This window comes from Shewanella cutis (genome assembly GCF_022410515.1).
Classification (GTDB): Bacteria; Pseudomonadota; Gammaproteobacteria; order Enterobacterales; family Shewanellaceae; genus Shewanella; species Shewanella cutis.
This window is the reverse complement of record NZ_JACSDI010000001.1, coordinates 707,196-725,273: the sequence shown is the minus strand read 5'-3', so window position 1 is coordinate 725,273 and position 18,078 is coordinate 707,196. Positions and strand designations below refer to the sequence as shown.

General features: G+C 44.2%; 19 protein-coding genes and 1 pseudogene. 12 read left to right on the top strand and 8 right to left on the bottom strand.

The window, feature by feature from the left end; translation table 11 throughout:
- The first annotated feature begins 9 nt into the window (after positions 1 to 9).
- Positions 10 to 537, top strand: coding sequence for a cytochrome b/b6 domain-containing protein (locus H9J30_RS03360; protein WP_240130065.1), 528 nt, complete (start codon positions 10 to 12; stop codon positions 535 to 537).
- A gap of 161 nt (positions 538 to 698) precedes the next feature.
- On the opposite strand, the gene H9J30_RS03355 is transcribed toward H9J30_RS03360, so the two are convergent.
- The 3 genes from H9J30_RS03355 to nfsB form a co-directional block, all read right to left on the bottom strand.
- Positions 699 to 1,451, bottom strand: coding sequence for a thiol:disulfide interchange protein DsbA/DsbL (locus tag H9J30_RS03355; RefSeq protein WP_240129664.1), 753 nt, complete (start codon positions 1,449 to 1,451; stop codon positions 699 to 701).
- Between the two features lie 251 nt (positions 1,452 to 1,702).
- Positions 1,703 to 2,347 (bottom strand): DNA-J related domain-containing protein, encoded by a 645-nt coding sequence (locus H9J30_RS03350; RefSeq protein ID WP_240129663.1) that lies wholly within the window; start codon positions 2,345 to 2,347, stop codon positions 1,703 to 1,705.
- A gap of 308 nt (positions 2,348 to 2,655) precedes the next feature.
- Positions 2,656 to 3,309 carry an oxygen-insensitive NAD(P)H nitroreductase gene (nfsB, locus tag H9J30_RS03345; RefSeq protein ID WP_240129662.1) on the bottom strand — a complete coding sequence of 218 codons (654 nt, stop codon included), beginning with the start codon at positions 3,307 to 3,309 and terminating at the stop codon, positions 2,656 to 2,658.
- A gap of 411 nt (positions 3,310 to 3,720) precedes the next feature.
- Here nfsB and H9J30_RS03340 point away from each other — a divergent pair.
- The 5 genes and pseudogenes from H9J30_RS03340 to H9J30_RS03320 all read left to right on the top strand — a co-directional run bounded on the left by H9J30_RS03340 (position 3,721) and on the right by H9J30_RS03320 (position 7,428).
- Positions 3,721 to 4,730, top strand: a pseudogene (locus H9J30_RS03340) (sugar-binding protein).
- A gap of 838 nt (positions 4,731 to 5,568) precedes the next feature.
- On the top strand, positions 5,569 to 6,078 hold the full coding sequence (locus H9J30_RS03335; RefSeq protein WP_240129661.1) for a hypothetical protein: 510 nt from the start codon (positions 5,569 to 5,571) through the stop codon (positions 6,076 to 6,078).
- Positions 6,079 to 6,168: 90 nt separating this feature from the next.
- Positions 6,169 to 6,516 carry a hypothetical protein gene (locus tag H9J30_RS03330; protein ID WP_240129660.1) on the top strand — a complete coding sequence of 116 codons (348 nt, stop codon included), beginning with the start codon at positions 6,169 to 6,171 and terminating at the stop codon, positions 6,514 to 6,516.
- A gap of 113 nt (positions 6,517 to 6,629) precedes the next feature.
- Positions 6,630 to 6,974, top strand: a complete 345-nt coding sequence (locus tag H9J30_RS03325) for a hypothetical protein (protein WP_240129659.1) — start codon at positions 6,630 to 6,632, stop codon at positions 6,972 to 6,974.
- A gap of 106 nt (positions 6,975 to 7,080) precedes the next feature.
- On the top strand, positions 7,081 to 7,428 hold the full coding sequence (locus H9J30_RS03320; protein ID WP_240129658.1) for a hypothetical protein: 348 nt from the start codon (positions 7,081 to 7,083) through the stop codon (positions 7,426 to 7,428).
- Positions 7,429 to 7,607: 179 nt separating this feature from the next.
- Here H9J30_RS03320 and H9J30_RS21570 read toward each other — a convergent pair whose 3' ends face one another.
- From H9J30_RS21570 to H9J30_RS03305, 4 genes are all read right to left on the bottom strand, one after another.
- A complete protein-coding gene (locus H9J30_RS21570) occupies positions 7,608 to 7,739 on the bottom strand; it encodes a hypothetical protein (protein WP_275679487.1) in 132 nt (43 codons plus the stop codon).
- Between the two features lie 111 nt (positions 7,740 to 7,850).
- A complete protein-coding gene (locus H9J30_RS03315) occupies positions 7,851 to 8,576 on the bottom strand; it encodes an amino acid ABC transporter ATP-binding protein (RefSeq protein ID WP_086902106.1) in 726 nt (241 codons plus the stop codon).
- A complete protein-coding gene (locus tag H9J30_RS03310) occupies positions 8,569 to 9,249 on the bottom strand; it encodes an amino acid ABC transporter permease (RefSeq protein WP_011625362.1) in 681 nt (226 codons plus the stop codon). Before H9J30_RS03310 ends, H9J30_RS03315 begins: the two co-directional genes overlap by 8 nt.
- Positions 9,250 to 9,254: 5 nt before the next feature.
- Positions 9,255 to 9,989 (bottom strand): basic amino acid ABC transporter substrate-binding protein, encoded by a 735-nt coding sequence (locus H9J30_RS03305; RefSeq protein WP_240129657.1) that lies wholly within the window; start codon positions 9,987 to 9,989, stop codon positions 9,255 to 9,257.
- 368 nt (positions 9,990 to 10,357) lie between these two features.
- Between H9J30_RS03305 and H9J30_RS03300 the strand changes: the two genes are divergently transcribed.
- Entirely contained in the window at positions 10,358 to 11,182 is an 825-nt protein-coding gene (locus H9J30_RS03300) for a hypothetical protein (protein WP_240129656.1), read from the top strand.
- Positions 11,183 to 11,186: 4 nt separating this feature from the next.
- Here the strand turns inward: H9J30_RS03300 and H9J30_RS03295 are convergent, their stop codons facing one another.
- Positions 11,187 to 12,077, bottom strand: a complete 891-nt coding sequence (locus H9J30_RS03295; protein WP_240129655.1) for a LysR family transcriptional regulator — start codon at positions 12,075 to 12,077, stop codon at positions 11,187 to 11,189.
- A 121-nt stretch (positions 12,078 to 12,198) separates the two neighbouring features.
- On the opposite strand from H9J30_RS03295, the gene H9J30_RS03290 reads away from it, so the two are divergent.
- From H9J30_RS03290 to H9J30_RS03270, 5 genes are all read left to right on the top strand, one after another.
- A complete protein-coding gene (locus tag H9J30_RS03290) occupies positions 12,199 to 12,633 on the top strand; it encodes a CidA/LrgA family protein (protein WP_240129654.1) in 435 nt (144 codons plus the stop codon).
- Positions 12,633 to 13,367, top strand: a complete 735-nt coding sequence (locus tag H9J30_RS03285) for an LrgB family protein (protein WP_240129653.1) — start codon at positions 12,633 to 12,635, stop codon at positions 13,365 to 13,367. Before H9J30_RS03290 ends, H9J30_RS03285 begins: the two co-directional genes overlap by 1 nt.
- A gap of 345 nt (positions 13,368 to 13,712) precedes the next feature.
- Positions 13,713 to 14,171 carry a GNAT family N-acetyltransferase gene (locus H9J30_RS03280; RefSeq protein WP_240129652.1) on the top strand — a complete coding sequence of 153 codons (459 nt, stop codon included), beginning with the start codon at positions 13,713 to 13,715 and terminating at the stop codon, positions 14,169 to 14,171.
- A gap of 564 nt (positions 14,172 to 14,735) precedes the next feature.
- Positions 14,736 to 16,412: an OpgD/OpgG family glucan biosynthesis protein gene (locus H9J30_RS03275; protein ID WP_240129651.1), complete on the top strand. Its 1,677-nt coding sequence runs from the start codon at positions 14,736 to 14,738 to the stop codon at positions 16,410 to 16,412.
- Between the two features lie 188 nt (positions 16,413 to 16,600).
- Positions 16,601 to 18,070 (top strand): inorganic phosphate transporter, encoded by a 1,470-nt coding sequence (locus H9J30_RS03270; protein ID WP_240129650.1) that lies wholly within the window; start codon positions 16,601 to 16,603, stop codon positions 18,068 to 18,070.
- Positions 18,071 to 18,078 lie beyond the last annotated feature (8 nt).

Here is an 18,078-nt window from a genome sequence, read left to right as displayed (position 1 = left end):
AAATCCTATATGTCGAACAAATTAACCCAGGTATTCGATTTTTTGTTGGCGCGTTTGCACGTCTGGATAGTGCTGTCCTCTGGCATACTCGTCTGCACCAGTCCGTGGATTTTTATCGGTAGAAGCCTACGCACTAATGCTGGCGTTTGGGATTATCTGCATGTTTACCTAGGATTGGTGTGTGCAGCGTTAGGGATTTTATTTTTGTTGCGTAATAGCCTCCAAGGCAAATGGCACCAGTATTTTGCTTGGTTGGTGGGGGATTGGGGGCAACTGGCGCAGGATATTAAAGGCCTTTTTAAAGGCAAACTACCCGTAGCAGGTGGCAAAGGTTTATTTAGTACGATTGAAGGGATGGGCATGTTACTGCTGGTGGCTACAGGTTTGACTGGCGTCGTATGGTTTATTTATCAAGGTAGCCCACTGGCGATGACTTGGCGTGGTTATCATCAAATTTGTGCCGATGCTTTTATTGGCTTTTTAGTCTTACATCTTGTGTTGGCAGCAACACATATCATTGAGTTTATTCGGCAATAACTTCCGTTACCGCTTGAGCTTTTAGGTTCAACTTGAGGGAGTTTATCTGGCACTAAATAACGGCGTGGACTGACAAGTATCGATTTATTTTTAATTGAGACTTGTCAGTCCGCTAACGCATCTATTCGTAAAAAAAACAGAGGCTTATATTGGTTAAGCTGTTAGCTCAAACGTGTTTGACGGCTAAGGGCGAAGGCGGCAGCAAAGGCTAAGAATAACCAGTTTAGGCTACCACCAGAACTTTTTGCTGGCTGCGGATCTTTTTCCACGGCAAGGTAGTTAATTAAACTAATTAGCTCATCTAAGGTTCTGATACTACTTAGGTTAACCGCGTATTTGTCGTTAACAATAAAGGCTGGGACGCTTTCAATACGAAATTGATTCTGCTGGGCACGCCACAGGGCTAGCTTTTCCTCGGTGCTCTTGCTGTCGGCAAGTTTGTCGTATTTAGCTGCGTCGATACCAAACTTAGCAAAGACTTGTTTAATGTCGTCTCGGCTGTTGATTTGTGACTCGTGTTTGTGCCCTGGTGCGCTGTGGTCATGGCCATTAGCGCCTTCTTCCCCTTGAATGGCTGCAAACATTGCATGGGTTAGTGCATCTTTATTATCGAGATCTTGAATGACGGCCAGCGAGCGCATGACTTCAGTCCCTAAGGCACTGTTCATAAAGTCGACATGCTTGCTATCAAATGCAATGCTTTTGTTTAAGTTAGCTTTGATATCAGGCAGATAATTGGTTTCCATATTGAAGCAGTTATGGCAATAGAAGGAGAAAAACTCGGTGAGTTTAGGCTCACTACTCGGCGCTTTGTCAGAAATTTGAGTGTAGTGAGTGCCTTCAACAAAGTTTGCGGCAAAGGTGCTAAATGGTGCAACGATTAAGGCGACAGCCAAGGCGATTGGTTTGATCATAGAACCCTCAAAGTCGGTTAGATTGAATTCAGTGCATGGATATGCGTTGTGCCTTAGATTGTGGGCAAGCTGATCCAGTCTTGAAATTACGCTCGCTTTATACCAGCGTGAAGATGGTTTTAGGTTAGTTTGGGATGCTTAATTATCGCTGAATTAGGCGGCAGATATCAGACTAAATCTGTGATCCCGCGGGAGTTTAGGTATAGAAGTTTGCAAGACTGCAAAGGGGATCACAGATATATCAGTATTAGCTAAGCAATATCCCGCAGGGATTGCCAAGCTTCACAGACTTCTCTAAATCGCGCAGCATCTCCCTCTGGTCTATCGGGGTGCCATTTAAGAGCTAAACGGCGCCATTGTTTGCGGATGTCCCTTGGTGTGGCGCTTTCATCTAACTCGAATACCCTTAGGGCATGGCCCTTATGCATTAAATTTACATTGAGACCAATATAGCTCTTATAACTGCTCCAGAAGGCCTCTAATAACTCACGCACAACGTTTTCACTGGTGTCGTAGTTATTCCAGTCAAGATAGTATTCCCGTAGGGAAATATCTTCCATTATCAATAAGTTAACGTTAGAAGGTACTAGGCGGAAAATTTGGATTTCCATCGCTTTGACTTGTAACCATTGCTTAGGTAGCAGAATTTCTTGCAACTCGAACAGGGCATTCATCAGTAAAAAATTACGCTTAAACAAATCATTACCCGGATTTTCATCTAACGGATGGATAAGCCCTCTGTTTTGCAATTCGGTGGCGAGGTGGTGGATTTTCCAGCTTTGATTGGATGCTTGTAACACCGATAGCACGGGCCAGATTAACGGATTATCACCCTTAGTGGTCGAAAGTCTTGCCGATTGAGTTTCTGCGCTGAGTGAAGGTTTAGCGAGTAGCATACTGACAGTCCCATCCTAAGTTGTTATCAAGCAAGTGTGGCGAAAAGTAAGATGTACTTCTATCTATAAGATTATTAATGCTTTTATCTTATATTTTCGCTATGTTTAGCGAGCTATAGGTACACTATGCCATAGTGCAAAGTGTAGGCAAAGATGGATTTTAGAGCAATTTAGCCCGAGAACACTCCTACCTTGGTTGGTTTTAACGACGTCAATTCCTTATGATGAGTGTTTGGGATTAATAATAAAAATGCCCTTGTTTGCTGTGCAAACAAGGGCATTTACAGTGTTAGTTTAGGCGTAACTGCTTAAATTTCTGTAAAAATCACTTCTTGTGCTAAACGCGACTTAGGTAACTTAGCGTTAAAGTCTTCTTCTGAGCGGTAACCTAAAGCTACAACCACAGAAGCGCACAAGCCTTTTTCTCTTAAGCCTAGGACTTGATTGAGTTTCGTGGCATCGAAACCTTCGATTGGGCAGGCATCAATATCGAGTACACTTGCACCTAGCATCAGCGTACCGAGCGCTAAATAGACTTGTTTTTCCATCCAATGCTGGGCGTCTTTTAGCTCAAATTTATGCATATTAGCAAAGAATGAGCGGCCATTATGCTGACCTTGTTTGGCTTCTTCATTGGCAAAACGACCATCTTTTGCTTCTTGTTCAAGCACTTGTAATAAGTGTGCTTCATCGAGTTGAGTACGAGTACAAAGTACCACTACGTGGGAAGCATCAAGAATTTTTTGGGTATTAAATGCATAATGTTCAGTCGCTTGGGCGATCAGCGCTTTGCCTTCAGCTGTGCCTGCCAGCACAAAGTGCCACGGCTGCGAGTTAGTCGATGATGGGCTGAACTGTAATAAGGTCTTGATGTCGGCAATCTTATCGGCAGGAATTTTCTTGGTCGGATCAAAGGCCTTAGTGGTGTAACGCTTTTTAGCGAGAAAACTTAAATCACTCATGTAACGGCTCCAAATCATCTGGGAATACAAATTCAACGACAGCATTTTAAGCGGGTTTAGGTAAAACACAATGTGATCAAAACGGTTATCAGTTTCAAAATATTTTTGAAACCGAGTGTTGGTTCAACTTTGAAAACGATTGCAAGTGCAAAATAGCTTAATCAACAGATCGGAGTCATTCTGAGAACCCGAAATAAGCTGGTGTAATATCGGTTTATGTTTATTTATCACATTGTTTTTAAATGGTATTTGTCTTTGTTAACTGTTAATGAGTTAGCATGATTGATGAGGATGACTGATTTAGATCAATCTTACGCGAGAACATCGCAGCAGCACATGTCTTTAAATTCATTCCTTTGCTACATTTTGTTGTGAAGCTTAAATCGCTATCTCATTATTTTTGGGGGATATATGGTGAGATTACTGATGTTGATTATTGCATTGGGTCTATTACCGATATCTTCTGTCTATGGAAAAGAATTAAAATTAGCCTTAGTGCCTAAATTTTATAGCGTTTTTTTGATCAAAGCAAAAATGGCTGTATCGATGCAGCGGCTCAAATCGAAGGGGTTGAATGTATATATCGAGGACCTGAAATAAGCAGTGTTAGATTGCAAGATCAGGTTATAAATCAACTCATTGATGAAGGTGTTGATGGTATTGCTGTTGCCGTTACCCAATCTAAATACCTTGTTGAAAATAGCCTTAAACGGGCTAAAGAAGCCGGTATCCCAATTGTTACCTATGACTCTGACTTTGATGCTTCAATCAACGGCGATCCTAAGAATTTTCGCTTAGCCTATATCGGCACTGACAATTTTGAACTGGGTAAGTCATTAGGTGAAGAGTTAAAAAAATTACGGCCTAATGGAGGCATGCTTATCATGCAGTCTGGGCGCCCTGATTCCCCAAATTTGAATTTAAGACTGATGGGCGTTCGCTCTGCTTTGTCGGGAAAAAAATACGATATTCCTCCTGGGAAATTACTTAATAACGAGCAGGGCTGGACTGAGGTGAGAGAACCTTTGTTTAATTTTGACCAACTTAGTCAAGCCGTTAAGCAAATGGAGTCTGTTATGAAAGGCAAGCCGGTGAAAGCAGACTCGTTTATTGCGGTTGGTGGTTGGGCGCAAAATGATGCAGCGCTCTACCGTGACATGATTGCCCCATTTCAAGGAAAAATTAATGATAAGGAGGTCGTGATTATTATGACTGACACCTCTCCTGAGCAATTGACGATGTTGAAAGATAATCTTGCGCATATCAATGTAGGTCAAAATCCCTATGAAATGGGCAGGCAGGCAATTTTGACCTTATATAAAATTGTCACCAAACAAAAGTATCAAGAAATAATTTATACACCGGTAACATTTTGCTCTCCACAGAACTTCAATACCTGTGAAAAGCGTGCAGGAATGTAATTCCCGCTGGCCTATGTTCCTTTAGAGTGTGCAGTCCCAAAGACGTCACAAATAGATGTTTGTACAGTCTTTTATATCCATCTTTTATATCCATAAGTTGGTGATAAAAGATCATTGGTCATCTGTTGCGGTATTAATTTGGAATTACCCTATCAATATTCAAACGTGACAGTGGATCAGATTTATCTAGTCTGGTTACGTGCGGCTCTTACTATTTTGAGTTGGCTTCTAGCGAACGCGCTTTTGCCCCAAAACAGGAGTGCTGAATCGGATATTGTGTTATATGCATTGCCACTGTTTCCCCAGTGACACGCCGTAAATATATCCCTATAGGCTCGACGGCGGCATTCATGCCGCCAACGGTCACAGTAGCAACAATGACAATCTTAAGTATCTCTCTAACTATTCGTGTCGTGCAGCTAAAAGCTTTTGCCCCTTTCCGAGTTTCGGCTCTTTAGCTCAACCGAAAATTCCCACACCTGCAGCCATAAATATTCTTATCTATTTGCCTATGTTTGGCCTTACCAGAAATAGACTAACAATGTATAGGTATACAGTCGTATTTAAATTTAGATGCTTTTGAGTGTTTTTACACTCATTAGTTTGCGCGTTTATCCAGCCTAAAATTTATAAAACCCTTAAAAATCATCCGCATAAACTTTCCCAAAATTAGTTAATAGGTTTGGAAAACGCGCATGCGCGTTTTTCCGGATGGTGTATTAGATAAAAAGCTGATAAGTTCTTTGCAATACAAACAGTTAATGATGCGCGTTTTTACTGGTCTAATGAGGTAAACGCGCATGCGCACTAATAAAATGTTATACACCAAGGAAGAATTGTGCATAGACCCAAAATTATTGCGTTTATCTGTACCATATTCATTTCAATTGCAGCTAACGCAGATACTCTGCTTAAACTTGATAAGAAAATGATCGATGCGATTAACGATCATATTTCTGATGCTTCAAGTCGGTGTGATTTTAAAGAGTCCACAAAATACTATTTTGGACAAACAAAATTCTTTAATCACAGCGTTGTTGATGGCAACGAGGTTGTGCAAGAGCAGAGTTATGATGAAGCAATGTCTGTTTTTAAGGATGCGATGGATGCATGCTATGTGACTCTCGCCAAAGAGAAGACAATATCTGAAGTTATTGAAATATCTGAAGCTGGCCAAGATGCTGTTTTCAAGTCTGAGGCGATTCATTATTTAAAATCGACAGATGGAAGACTCTTTGAAAGCCATAACAAAGGCAAAGTTATTTTCAGTGTTGTTGGTGGCGAGGTTAAGATAATTGAATCTCATTACTTTGGGTTAGCCTTTCAAGAAATTGAGAAGTTGCCGTAAGTGTATAACAAACGCCTTAAACATCGCGGCCTGCGGCCGCTGGACTCGCAACAAGTTGCTCGCCGTTTAGGCGGTAGTTAGGTATATGACGTGAGCTTTGAGAATTATTCAAATTTAAAGGTTCGTTATCATGTTTACGGAACCCTGTTTACTTGCTTAGCTATAGTGATTTCAAGCATACCAACGTATTACATTAGTAATTGGGTTGCCGATTTTTTAGGAGTGGACATGGACGCTCCCGGTACTCCAGGTGCAAGTTTGGACTCATTTGATTATTTACTCTTATCTATCATGTTCTTGGATTTTATTTTTAGTTTGTGTTTTGTAATTTATTTGATTTGCCTTTATAAAAAATGGTCCTTCAAGCAAGGAGTTAGCTTGTTAATTTTGGGTAAAAATATACCTAGTCATTGGTTTGACAAGCCGAATGATACCTAACAAGTTGCTTAATTTCGTTCCGGCCACAAAAAGCCGTGGCCTCCACTGGACTGCCTACGCTGCGCTGCGGCAGCCCATTAGCAAAGCGTTATGCAAAAAAGAAGATCGAGTACATGATTAAAAAATCAATAATATTGATTGGTGTAATTTTCCTATATGCCTGTGGCACATTGGATAGTAAAACGATCAACATCAATGTCGGCGACTCAAAAGAAAAAGTCTTGGGTATCATGGGTGTACCGCAAGACCGCCAACTCAAAGACAACCAAGAAGCTTGGCAATACTGTGTATCGGGTGCAGGCTTCGGATACAACGATCACAAAATAATTTGGTTCAATTCAGGTCAGGTAACTGGTATCACCTCGTATAGATCATCCCGCAGTGGCTGCACTGGAGCAATTGAAACTATCCGCTGGGAGGAGGCTCCCGACTTCATCCTAGAAACTTGGCAAAGGTAAATGCATAACAAGCCGCTCAAATTCGTTCCGGCCACAAAAAGCGTGGCCTCCATCGGACTGCCTACGCGTTGCTTCGGCAGCCGTTTACGGCGGCGTTAGGTTGCAAATGGACGATGTAACTCACCAATTCAGATTATCGCGAACAGACCTAGTTGAATTTATTGCTTCAGAAACGAAGCAAAGGGACTTTGCCAAAGATGTGGCCTACGCAAATTATGCTGACGAATTTTACGAGTGGTGGTTTGAAGATTGGCACCCAGAGAGCCCAATATTTAGGAAAGCTTTTACCTCAATAGAGATTGAGATCCTCGAGATTTTTACCAAGACTTGGCAAACATTTGACGCTGAGCTAGGTGAAAATCTGTCTATTGATGATCTTCTTGCAAATACAACGTGGGCTCAAATTATGGGGAAAGCCATGTTAACATTGAGTGCTCTTAACAATGCAACCTAACCAGTTGCTCAAGTTTACTTCGCCAGCTAAAGCTGGCTCCGTGGCGCCAGCCCCTTAGCAAAGCGTTAAATCCTTAAAAAATTTTAGTCCGAATCTGAAGAGTTAGAGCAACGGCTCTATCACGCTTTTGTCCCAAAGCGTGCTGAGTAAGATTATTAAGTCTACCTACTACGACAATGCTAAACAGGAGAGTCATGGTGATTAGCGAGACGACCGTCCGCCCCAAGGATGGGGCGGTCGAGCATCCACGGATGGACTCGCTGCGTGTCGTTGAGCAAATACCATGGTTCGCCCTTAAATATGGTCTGCATTCAATAACCAAGCAATGATATTCGTCTTCCAATTTTTAACGCTTTTCTGTCTCAAAGCATGCTGCATGTCATCAAGCAAATACCATTGTTTCAATGTTGTATAAGTCTCAATTAACGCAGCACTTTACTTAAAAAGCTTTGGGTTCTGGCTTCTTTGGGGCGGGTGAATAATTCCTCGGGGATATTGGACTCCACCACATAGCCGCCATCCATAAAGATGACTCTGTCGGAAACATCGCGCGCAAAGCCCATTTCGTGGGTCACAATCACCATGGTCATGCCTTTTTGCGCTAAGTCCTTCATCACATCTAGTACATCGCCGACCATTTCAGGATCGAGTGCCGAGGTGGGCTCATCGAATAACATCAGATCTGGCTCCATCGCTAGTGCGCGGGCAATGGCAACCCGTTGTTTTTGTCCACCCGAGAGACTTGAAGGATAGGCATTGGCTTTATCCTGTAAGCCCACTTGAGTGAGCAGCGTCAGCGCCTTGTTATCGGCTTCGGCTTGAGTCATTAACTTTAGGCTCACTGGCGCTAAGGTAATGTTTTGCAATACGGTTTTATGGGGGAATAGGTTAAAGTTTTGAAACACCATGCCCACTTTTTGCCGCAATTTATCGACACAGGCATCCTTGGCGGTAATGGATTGCCCTTCGATTTCAATATCCCCTTGGGTGGGTTTCTCTAATAGGTTGATGCAACGTAAAAAGGTGCTTTTACCGCTGCCGCTGGGGCCGATAACACTCACCACTTCGCCTTGGCGAATATGTTCGTTAATGCCTTTAAGGACTGCATTATCGCCATAACTTTTATGTAGGTTGGTTATGTTAATCACTTTGCTTCAACCTCTTTTCGAATTTCGACAGCATAAATGTGAAGCTGTAGGTCAGGAACAGGTAAATCAGCGCGCAGGTAAAGAGTGGAATACTGTCTTCAAAGGTGCGGCTACGGATAATCTCGCCCGCCCGCATCAAATCAACGCCGCCAATAAAGCCAATTACGGCGGTTTCCTTGAGTAGCACGATAAACTCATTGCCTAACGCGGGCAGAATATTCTTAATCGCCTGCGGCAGAATAATCAGCTTCATGGTCATCGCTTGTGACAGGCCGAGTGAGCGCGCGGCTTCGGTTTGGCCTTTATCGACGGCTTGAATGCCAGCACGAATAATCTCAGAGATATAAGCGCCGCTGTTTAAGCCAAAGGCGATAATGGCAGCGGTGATTTTATCGACATCGAGCGCAGCGAGCACGATGAAGTAAAGGATCACTAACTGCACCACCACAGGAGTGCCGCGGATCACGCCCACATAAAGTTCGGCGGGGAAGCGGATATACCACTTAGATGACATCTTCATCAGTGTGGTGCCCACGCCTAATACTGCGCCTAATAACATGGCGAAGAAGGTCACAATCAAGGTGACTTTTAAGCCGTTTAAGATCAGCAGTATGCCTATCATGCCGTCGTCGCCGATGGGGCTAAACAGCGAAGTATTGATTGCTTCTAGCATAGGGATCACTTGATATGGGCTGAAACAAGTGCCTGATACTGGCCGCTTTCTTTCAGTTTTTTTAGCGTATGATTAATGCTATTGAGGAGTTCAGGTTGCTGTTTTGAGACGGCAAAACCATAAAACTCGGGAGGAAAATCCAGCTTAATCAGTTTGAGATCGGGGTTTTTCGCCAGATAGTTCGCCGCAGGTTCGCTGTCGAATAGCACTAAGTCGACTTTGCCATTCTTCAGCTCCATGATGGCTTCAAAACCGGTATTAAACGCCGTGACATTTTGGGTGTACTTTTTAGACATCATATCGGCGGTTGAACCGAGCTGCACCGCAAAGTGTTTATCTTTAATGTCATCAAGGGTATGAATTGTGTCGTTATCTTTATTGACGAGCAGTACTTGAGTCGCCTCGTAATAGGGCTCTGAAAAGTTAACACTTGCCTGCCGCTCGGGGGTGATAGTCATGCCCGAGGCAATAAAATCAATCTTGCCTGAGTTTAGCGCCACGATCAGTGAATCGAATTTCATGTTTTCGACTTTAAGAGTTTTGCCGGCATCTTTAGCGATTTGCTTGGCAAGTTCAATGTCGAAGCCTTTGATTTCGTCGCCACTTTGTCCGCCAACGTATTCAAAGGGCGGGAAGGCCGCATTGGTGCCAACCACTAAAACATCATTACTTTTTCCACATCCAGCTAACAACAAGGTGGCTGTGAGGGTTAGGCCGCCTAATAACATGGATTTTTTCATTTCAGACTCTCTTTTGGATAACTAGCAATGTGGCGACTATAGGAGGATAGCGTTCCTGTGTCAATAATTATGCTTTATTTGTGATTAAAAATTCATTTGAAATGTGACCCATTAAATAATGGGCATAATGTTTAATATGATTATGGTGTTTGATATCAATAGTTTTTTAAAAGGTTGTGAAATTGTTTAGGGTGACCGTGAATAGCAATTCCATGGTTTTAAACGATGAGATATGCAAATTTTTATTCACTTTAGCGAAAGGATGGATTTTTATGAACTATCTCAGTTACAAATGGTAAAAATTTCATTAAATTATGCTTAAATTGTTTAATCTTAATTTAGTTTAAAAACCTTTTATGGAGCTCAATGTGAGATACCTAATTTTGGCACCTACGGCGCTGTTTTTAGGCCTAGCAACGCCAGTTTGTGCAGAAGAATCAACCCAATGGCATTACACCATGGGGATTCATGATTTTATTGTGGAGCAAGAGAATTCGCATACCTTTGGGGCCAACGGTAACATCATTATTGAACATACCACTGCATCGGATATTTATCTGTCTGCAGTGCTGGATATGTTTATCGATATTGATACGGATAAGCTGGATCCTGACCATATCCCGATGTGGTTCAAATCGGAATATGCCGCTCTTGGGGAGCTTTACCGTTTTTCCCCTGAGTTGTCCTTAGGGTGGCAAGTGGATTTACAGGGCAAGCGTAATACCGTGAGTTCAGTGGAGAAGCAGGCGAAGCTTTTTCCTGGGCTAACAGCCAATTATCACGGTCAGCAAACTCAAGCACAGCTTAAAGCTGGCGCGGGCTATTACTTTTTAGAGATCGACGATGATGTGCCCCGCACCCGAGGTTACGATAGAGGCGATTTTGGCAATAGTGAGTTTGCCTACACAGTTATGGGGAGTTTTGGTTTTGATTTGACGCCAAAAATTAACCTGAACTTAGCTGCTCAAACTTGGAACGATGGTGACCAATGGCTTGAAAATCAGTATCGTTTTACCATGAGCTATGATACCGATTACTGGGAAAAGGGCAGTCAGTGGTTACTGTATGTTGAACATACTGAATATAACTTGGACCCCTATGCTAAGGTGAGCGTAAATTCGCCCAATTACTTACCAATCCTACCTTGGGATAACGATACCTTAGTGCGATTTAGCTTAGTCGTGCCTTGGTAGAAGGTTATTTTTGGGTTAAGTGCTTTTTAACTAACGCAATCATCGCTTGCGCCGCAAAGGACAATACCTGTTCTTTACGCCAAAAGAGGGATAACTCCCAGCGTAGTTCATCACTCGCTAAGGGAATATTAATTACCCCTGATACGCTATAACGCCGCGCAATAGAGCGCGGCAGTATCATCACACCTGTTCCCGCCGCCACCAGTGCGATACCAAAGTCAGCTTGGCTGACTCGGGTGATATTTTGAGGTGAGAATCCCGCATGCTGACAGGCATTTAGCACCAATTGATGCAAGGTGTATTCAGTCTCGAACATGACTTGTGGCTCATCGATTAAGTCATGGATTGAGAGCATTTCCCTTGCAGTGAGGGGATTTTCCTTAGGCAGCACTACCACCATAGGATCGTTAAACACTCGAATGCCGTCATAGCCATCGTCAAGGTTGATGATGCCAGTCGCTAGTTCGATTTCGCCCTTTTGAATTGCGAGCGTTTGTTCAACGCCACCGCGGACTAATAAGTGCATCTCTATTTGTGGATACTGCTGGCGATACTTGGCAATGATCGGGGCAAAAATCTCAGCACTGCCGAGCGGCGCGAGGCCAAGCCTTAATTCGCCTGTGGTTAAACTGCGCTGGGCACTGAGTTCGGCTAACATGCGTTGACGCCCAGCCAATAGCTCTTTGCCATGGCGATAAACGACTTCACCTGCTTGGGTGAGTTTGACCTGAGTGCCGCGTTTGCCACGCTCAAGCAGCACCAAATCGAGCTCTTCCTCAAGCTGACGTAGTGCCTTAGAGAGTGCGGGTTGGGTGAGATGAACCTTTTCGCTGGCTTTACCAAAACCACCGGCATCGATAATCTCGATAAAATAACGCAACACTTTAAGATCCATTTTCGCCTCGATAATACATTCTTAAAATTCATGGATTGCATTCTTAATATTCATTTTTTTTATTAAATAGGCAAGCCTAAAATTATGTCATCGCAACCTTCTGTGTAAATCGAGAAACCACATGCCTTACCTACAAGCCGCAATACGTCGATGCCGTCATGGGGCTTTATTGTTAACCCAAATTGCTCTTTTTTGTTTATTGTCTTTTGCCTGCCATTGGTTTGCGACATGGGCGCACTCGCCTGTGCCTGGCAGTGTGTTAGGTTTAGGTATTTTATTGATTTTATTAGCGACTAAGTTGATCCCTGAAAATGCCGTGCAGCTTGGCGCGGCTTGGCTTATCGGTGAGTTACTGCTGTTTTTTATTCCGCCAGTGATTTCGGTGATTAAGTATGAAGGCCTGTTTGAGCAGTATGGGGTGAACATCCTCTTCACCTTAGTGATGGGTAGTGTGTGCGTGATGGTGGGCACGGGATTTGTGGTTGACAGAGTGTTTCGCTTTGAGCGTCAACTCAATATCAAAAAGCATGCTCGTCGTCATGCTAAGGCTGCCTAATGTCGAGCGTTAACTTAAGCCCTGTGGTGTTAACGGAGTGGCTGTTCTCACAAACTGGATTGGCGCTTATCAGCTTATTATTAACGCTGTTTTGTTATTTTGCGGCGAAGCGCTTGTATAAACGCCACCGTGTTTGGTGGTTGGCGCCGATTGTATTCGCGCCCGTAGTGATAACGCTATTGGTGTTTAATCTCGATATTCCATTGCCGACTTATTTTGAATACACCCATTGGTTAATGGCGATGTTGGCTCCGGCAACGATTGCATTTGCTTTGCCTATTTATCGGGAGCGTAAACTCATTCGCCAATATCCGCTGACCATTGCCTTTGGCGTGATTGCAGGGTTGTTGTTGGGCATGATCTCAAGCTGGCTATTAGTCAAGTTTGTGCCGCTGCCAGTGGAGCTGTCGAAGAGTTTGTTGGTGCGCTCCGTCTCGACGCCCTTTGCGATGGAGGCCACAAGCGCCTTTGGCGGTGTGCCAGAACTTACCGCCATGATGGTACTCATCACCGGCATTATCGGCATGTTAGTGTGCGAGCCACTTTTTAAGCTGATGCATATTCGCACCTCCTTAGGTAAAGGCGTGGCCTTGGGGGCATCGGCCCATGGTGCGGGCGCAGCAAAAGCCAGCGAGTTAGGTCAGCAAGAAGGCGTAATTGCAAGTTTAACCATGATTTTTATCGGAATTGCGATGGTGTTAGGCGCCCCTTTTTTTGCGCTGATTTTTAGTTAACCTGAACTCGATGTAACGAGTGTCGAAAAATCTAAATTTAACAAACTAAATTAATGTCATAAATGATTATTTTGAAAGAGAAATCTATTTTCTGACAGAGCAACGCAGAGAAGCCCGAAAAGATGTCTATTCAGCGGCTCTACTTATTCTTAGTTCAGGTTAGTTTGAGTTAAGCATCTTTACGTGAGTATGACTTTGTTACCTTGAAATGATTTTTTTTTGCCTCTTAGGGCGCTAACCTCTGCTTGGGTTATGCGCCCATTTTTTTAGCTGGCGCATCACGCTGACTTCTATTGATGACACAACTGAATCGAGTAGGGACTAATGATGGACAAGTAGGAAAACGTGTTGAATGTGAGTTTACGGCCGATTACCCAAAGCGATCTCGAGCTGATTTTTGCTCATCAAATCGATTCCGTCGCTTGCCAATTAGCCCAATTCCCACCACGGGAACGAGAGGCTTTTTACCGACATTGGCAGCAGAATATCCTCGGTCAGGAGGCTGTACTAGCACGGGGAATTGAAGTCGAAGGCCAGCTTGTGGGCAATATCTGTCATTGGCATGCAGATGGGCTGGCGCTGATTGGTTATTGGATTGATCGTGCCCATTGGGGGCGCGGCATTGCCACGCTGACTTTGAGTGTATTTTTACCCTTAGTCAGGTCAAGACCGCTCTGGGCCCATGTAGCTCAGCATAATGTTGCATCTCAACGAGTGTTGCTGCGCCATGGGTTTGTAAAAACAGGTAATGTAATTCAAGAAGAGGCTGATACGGCATCATTGATTGAGCTGGTGCTGCGCTAATGCCTAAAAGGGGGGCAAAATAAATGGGCAGTGCGGGTTATATGTCTTCTCAAACATACTGTTATCGGCAAGTTTGCTCTGGTTCGTGACTCAGTATCTGTTTGATAGTGGCAGTTTCTATCGGGCTGTGAGTCTCGCTGCGATTGCCACTACCTGTGTCACTGTATCTTATATTGTCGCGGTTAGGATTGATTTAGGATGACCTCAAGCCATGGCTAATATGTGAGTATCGCTGTAGGAGGACGTATTTCGTTGCTTAGATTTTTGCTGGCAACAAACAAGAAACAGTAATCGATACAAATTGATAACCAGATTGGGTTTGTGACAATTAGGGGCTGAATTTTGCAGCCTTTTTTAATACTATTTTCATAAACTGGCGTCAGTATTGAATATTGTCACTGTGACGTATTCCATTGCGTCGAAATTATGTTAGATTCTGGCGAACTGATGAAGATAGAGGTATGTTTATCACTGTCATCAACAGTTCTCCACAGGGCAGTCACTGCAATAATGCTTACTTTTGCAGAGAAATGTCAGGAAGTTACACCAATTCAGAGTCTGCTTATGCAACCCAATTTATTTCCCGAACAAAGACATTTAAATCGTGAGCCGATGGTGATGCCGTCGGTAGAAGCTCAGCCTACCCGAAGCCGTTTACAACGCATGGTGGGCAGTGTGCTGCTCACTTGCAGTGTGTTGTTAAGCTTATCTGCTTGTGCAGCGGGTAAAGCGAGTGCGCCGCAGGAAGAAGAGTTTAGCTACGCTTGGTTGAAAGGCTATGCTCATACGCTGGCTACTGAGTCCTATGTAAGCCATAAGGGTGAGTTGCCAAAAAGTTTACAGGGCATGAGCTGGGATGATTACCAGCAATTCCATTTCAAGAAAAAAGCCGCACTGTGGCGTGAAGACGATTCAGAGTTTCGCGCCGAGTTATTTCACTTAGGCCTGTATTTCGATACGCCTGTCCATATTTATCAATTAGAAAATGGCAAGGCTAAGCGGATTGAATATTCTCCTTCTATGTTCGATTACGGTAAGTCGAAGGTAAAGGGCAGCCAGCTTCCTAAAGATTTAGGTTTTGCTGGCTTTAGAATGCAGTTCAACACTGATTGGCAACGTGATGTGGTCGCCTTCTTAGGGGCCAGCTATTTCCGCGCCGTAGGTCAGGAAATGCAGTATGGTCTTTCTGCCCGTGGTCTAGCGGTGGACACTGCGCTGCCTAAGCCTGAAGAATTCCCCATGTTCACCCGTTTTTGGTTAGAGAAACCACAGCCGGGCTCAAATATTGCGACTGTCTATGCACTGCTAGACTCGCCAAGCGTCACTGGTGCTTATCGTTTCGATATCGAGCCGGGTGAGCGTTTGAAAATGAAGGTCGATGCAGCCATATATCCGCGTAAAGCCATCGAACGTTTGGGGGTTGCGCCGCTGACCAGTATGTTTATGGTGGGTGAAAACGATCGCCGCACTGGTTACGACTGGCGTCAAGAGATCCACGATTCAGACGGTCTAGCCATGCACACTGGTAACGGTGAATGGATTTGGCGCCCGCTAGGTAACCCAAGTAATCTGCGATTCAACGCCTATAGCGATGAGAATCCTAAGGGATTTGGTTTATTGCAGCGCGATCGTAATTTCGACCATTACCAAGATGATGGTGTGTTTTACGAGAAGCGTCCAAGTCTGTGGATTGAGCCAACGGGCAATTGGGGTAAAGGCTCAGTTCAGTTAGTTGAAATTCCAACACTGGACGAAACCTTCGACAATATCGTGGCTTTCTGGAATCCTGCTGAGCCTATTCAACCTGGCCAAGAGCTACTGTACAGCTACAACATGTACTGGGGTGGCATTCCACCTGAACAGTCTCCACGCGCTCGCGTAGTGGATACCTTTACCGGTATTGGTGGCGTGGTAGGTCAAAAGCGTAAGTACTATAGTAAGCGCTTTGTAATTGATTTTGCTGGTGGTTCTTTACCTATGCTGGGTAAAGATACCCAAGTGAAAGCGGTGATTTCAACATCTCAAGGTCGCGTAGAAATCGAATCTGCTCGTCCACAGCATGCAATCAATGGTTACCGCGCTATGTTCGACATTGTGCCACCAGAGGATAGTGTAGAGCCGATTAACCTAAGAGTTTACTTAGAAGTGGACGGCCAGCCATTAACGGAAACGTGGATGTACCAGTGGACCCCACCGCCAATGAACGAGCGTGAGCTACACAACGCCGGTCATCTGCAGTAAGCGATACTGATAAACAAATACGCCAGCCTTAGTGCTGGCGTTTTTGTATCAAGCCATTTGTTAATTGCAAGTCGCATTCAGAGTTATTGAGTACTAATTCACTTTTTGAAAATCTAAATAATTTTTCACTGTCAAATGCCCCTGTCTTAGGCGTAATCTGTGGTGTCCTTGTTATAGGTTAGCGATTTATGTTTGAGATATTTACTTCTATCGGTCTTGGTTGGTCGGTAGCTTTAGTGCTTGCCGTGTTATTTGTGCTGGCCTACGAGTTTATCAATGGCTTCCACGATACCGCCAACGCAGTCGCAACAGTTATCTACACTAAGGCGATGCCTGCGAATTTAGCTGTGGTTTCTTCAGCACTTTTTAACTTTGCTGGCGTGCTACTCGGTGGGCTTGGTGTCGCTTATGCCATCGTGCATCTACTTCCCGTTGACTCCTTGTTGGGGATGGACTCTACCCAAGGGCTGTTGATGGTGTTTTCGCTATTATTTTCCGCGATTATTTGGAATTTAGGTACCTGGTACTTTGGCATTCCTGCCTCTAGCTCCCATACCTTAATTGGTTCAATTATGGGCGTTGGCGGTGCATTCGCTTGGATACATAATCAGCCCATTTTGCATGGTATTAACCTCACTAAAGCCACGCAGATTATGTTATCCCTGATTATTTCGCCCACGCTTGGTTTTGTGTTGGCGGGGATATTTTTATTGCTGATGAAGTTTATTTGGGCAAAGCATAAGATCCATCGCACCCCTGATGAGCAGTTTCAGATTAATGGTAAAAGGCATCCGCCTTTCTGGGCGCGAGTGAGTTTGATTGCTTCTGCCATGGGGGTTAGTTTTGCCCATGGTTCTAACGATGGACAGAAAGGCATTGGCTTAGTGATGCTCGTGCTTATTTGTATGGCCCCTGCGTATTTTGCCCTCGATATGAGCACGCAATCCTATGATTTAGCACGAACACAGGATGCAAACCGTCGCATCATGGCTATCTACAGCCGTAATCAAGCGGCGATTAGCGATTTAGTGGATGTAAAAGCAAAGGTTGATGCTAGTGATACACTGCTAAGTCATTGCTCAGCACAAACCGTATTGCCTGCAATGTCGTCACTTGATCGTCGTTTAGAGCAGGTCAATAGTTTTCAGGATATGACTATAGAAGAGCGCCGTGAAGTGCGACGTTTGTTACTGTGTATTGATGACACTGCGCGCAAGGTGGCTAAAGTAGACTTACCCGCTAAGGAATTAAGTTCTCTCGCTAAGTGGCGTAAAGACCTGACTAAACCGACAGAATACGCGCCCCTTTGGGTGATTGTGGCGATTGCGACCGCGTTAGGTTGTGGCACGCTCGTGGGCTGGCGGCGAATTGTGTATACCGTAGGAGAAAAAATTGGCTCCTCGGGAATGACCTATAGCCAAGGTATTGCCGCGCAGGTAACTGCTGCTGTTTCGATTGGCATCGCGAGCGTTACTGGGATGCCAGTATCAACCACGCATATTTTATCATCGGCGGTGGCGGGGACTATGGTAGCCAATCGCTCTGGACTACAAAGTCAAACCATTAAGCAAATTCTACTGGCTTGGGTGCTAACTCTCCCTATTACTATGCTCTTGTCTGCACTGGTCTTTATTCTAGCGAATGCTATTTGGGGTTAAGATGAATA

What these genes read in the sequence shown, in the direction of transcription:
- H9J30_RS03360 (WP_240130065.1), top strand. Translation starts at nt 10, where the DNA reads ATGTCGAACAAATTAACCCAGGTATTCGATTTTTTGTTGGCGCGTTTG.
- H9J30_RS03275 (WP_240129651.1), top strand. Translation starts at nt 14,736, where the DNA reads ATGCAACCCAATTTATTTCCCGAACAAAGACATTTAAATCGTGAGCCG.
- H9J30_RS03320 (WP_240129658.1), top strand. Translation starts at nt 7,081, where the DNA reads ATGGACGATGTAACTCACCAATTCAGATTATCGCGAACAGACCTAGTT.
- nfsB (WP_240129662.1), bottom strand. Translation starts at nt 3,309, where the DNA reads ATGAGTGATTTAAGTTTTCTCGCTAAAAAGCGTTACACCACTAAGGCC.
- H9J30_RS21570 (WP_275679487.1), bottom strand. Translation starts at nt 7,739, where the DNA reads ATGCAGACCATATTTAAGGGCGAACCATGGTATTTGCTCAACGACACG.
- H9J30_RS03305 (WP_240129657.1), bottom strand. Translation starts at nt 9,989, where the DNA reads ATGAAAAAATCCATGTTATTAGGCGGCCTAACCCTCACAGCCACCTTG.
- H9J30_RS03270 (WP_240129650.1), top strand. Translation starts at nt 16,601, where the DNA reads ATGTTTGAGATATTTACTTCTATCGGTCTTGGTTGGTCGGTAGCTTTA.
- H9J30_RS03355 (WP_240129664.1), bottom strand. Translation starts at nt 1,451, where the DNA reads ATGATCAAACCAATCGCCTTGGCTGTCGCCTTAATCGTTGCACCATTT.
- H9J30_RS03325 (WP_240129659.1), top strand. Translation starts at nt 6,630, where the DNA reads ATGATTAAAAAATCAATAATATTGATTGGTGTAATTTTCCTATATGCC.
- H9J30_RS03285 (WP_240129653.1), top strand. Translation starts at nt 12,633, where the DNA reads ATGTCGAGCGTTAACTTAAGCCCTGTGGTGTTAACGGAGTGGCTGTTC.
- H9J30_RS03290 (WP_240129654.1), top strand. Translation starts at nt 12,199, where the DNA reads ATGCCTTACCTACAAGCCGCAATACGTCGATGCCGTCATGGGGCTTTA.
- H9J30_RS03295 (WP_240129655.1), bottom strand. Translation starts at nt 12,077, where the DNA reads ATGGATCTTAAAGTGTTGCGTTATTTTATCGAGATTATCGATGCCGGT.
- H9J30_RS03310 (WP_011625362.1), bottom strand. Translation starts at nt 9,249, where the DNA reads ATGCTAGAAGCAATCAATACTTCGCTGTTTAGCCCCATCGGCGACGAC.
- H9J30_RS03350 (WP_240129663.1), bottom strand. Translation starts at nt 2,347, where the DNA reads ATGCTACTCGCTAAACCTTCACTCAGCGCAGAAACTCAATCGGCAAGA.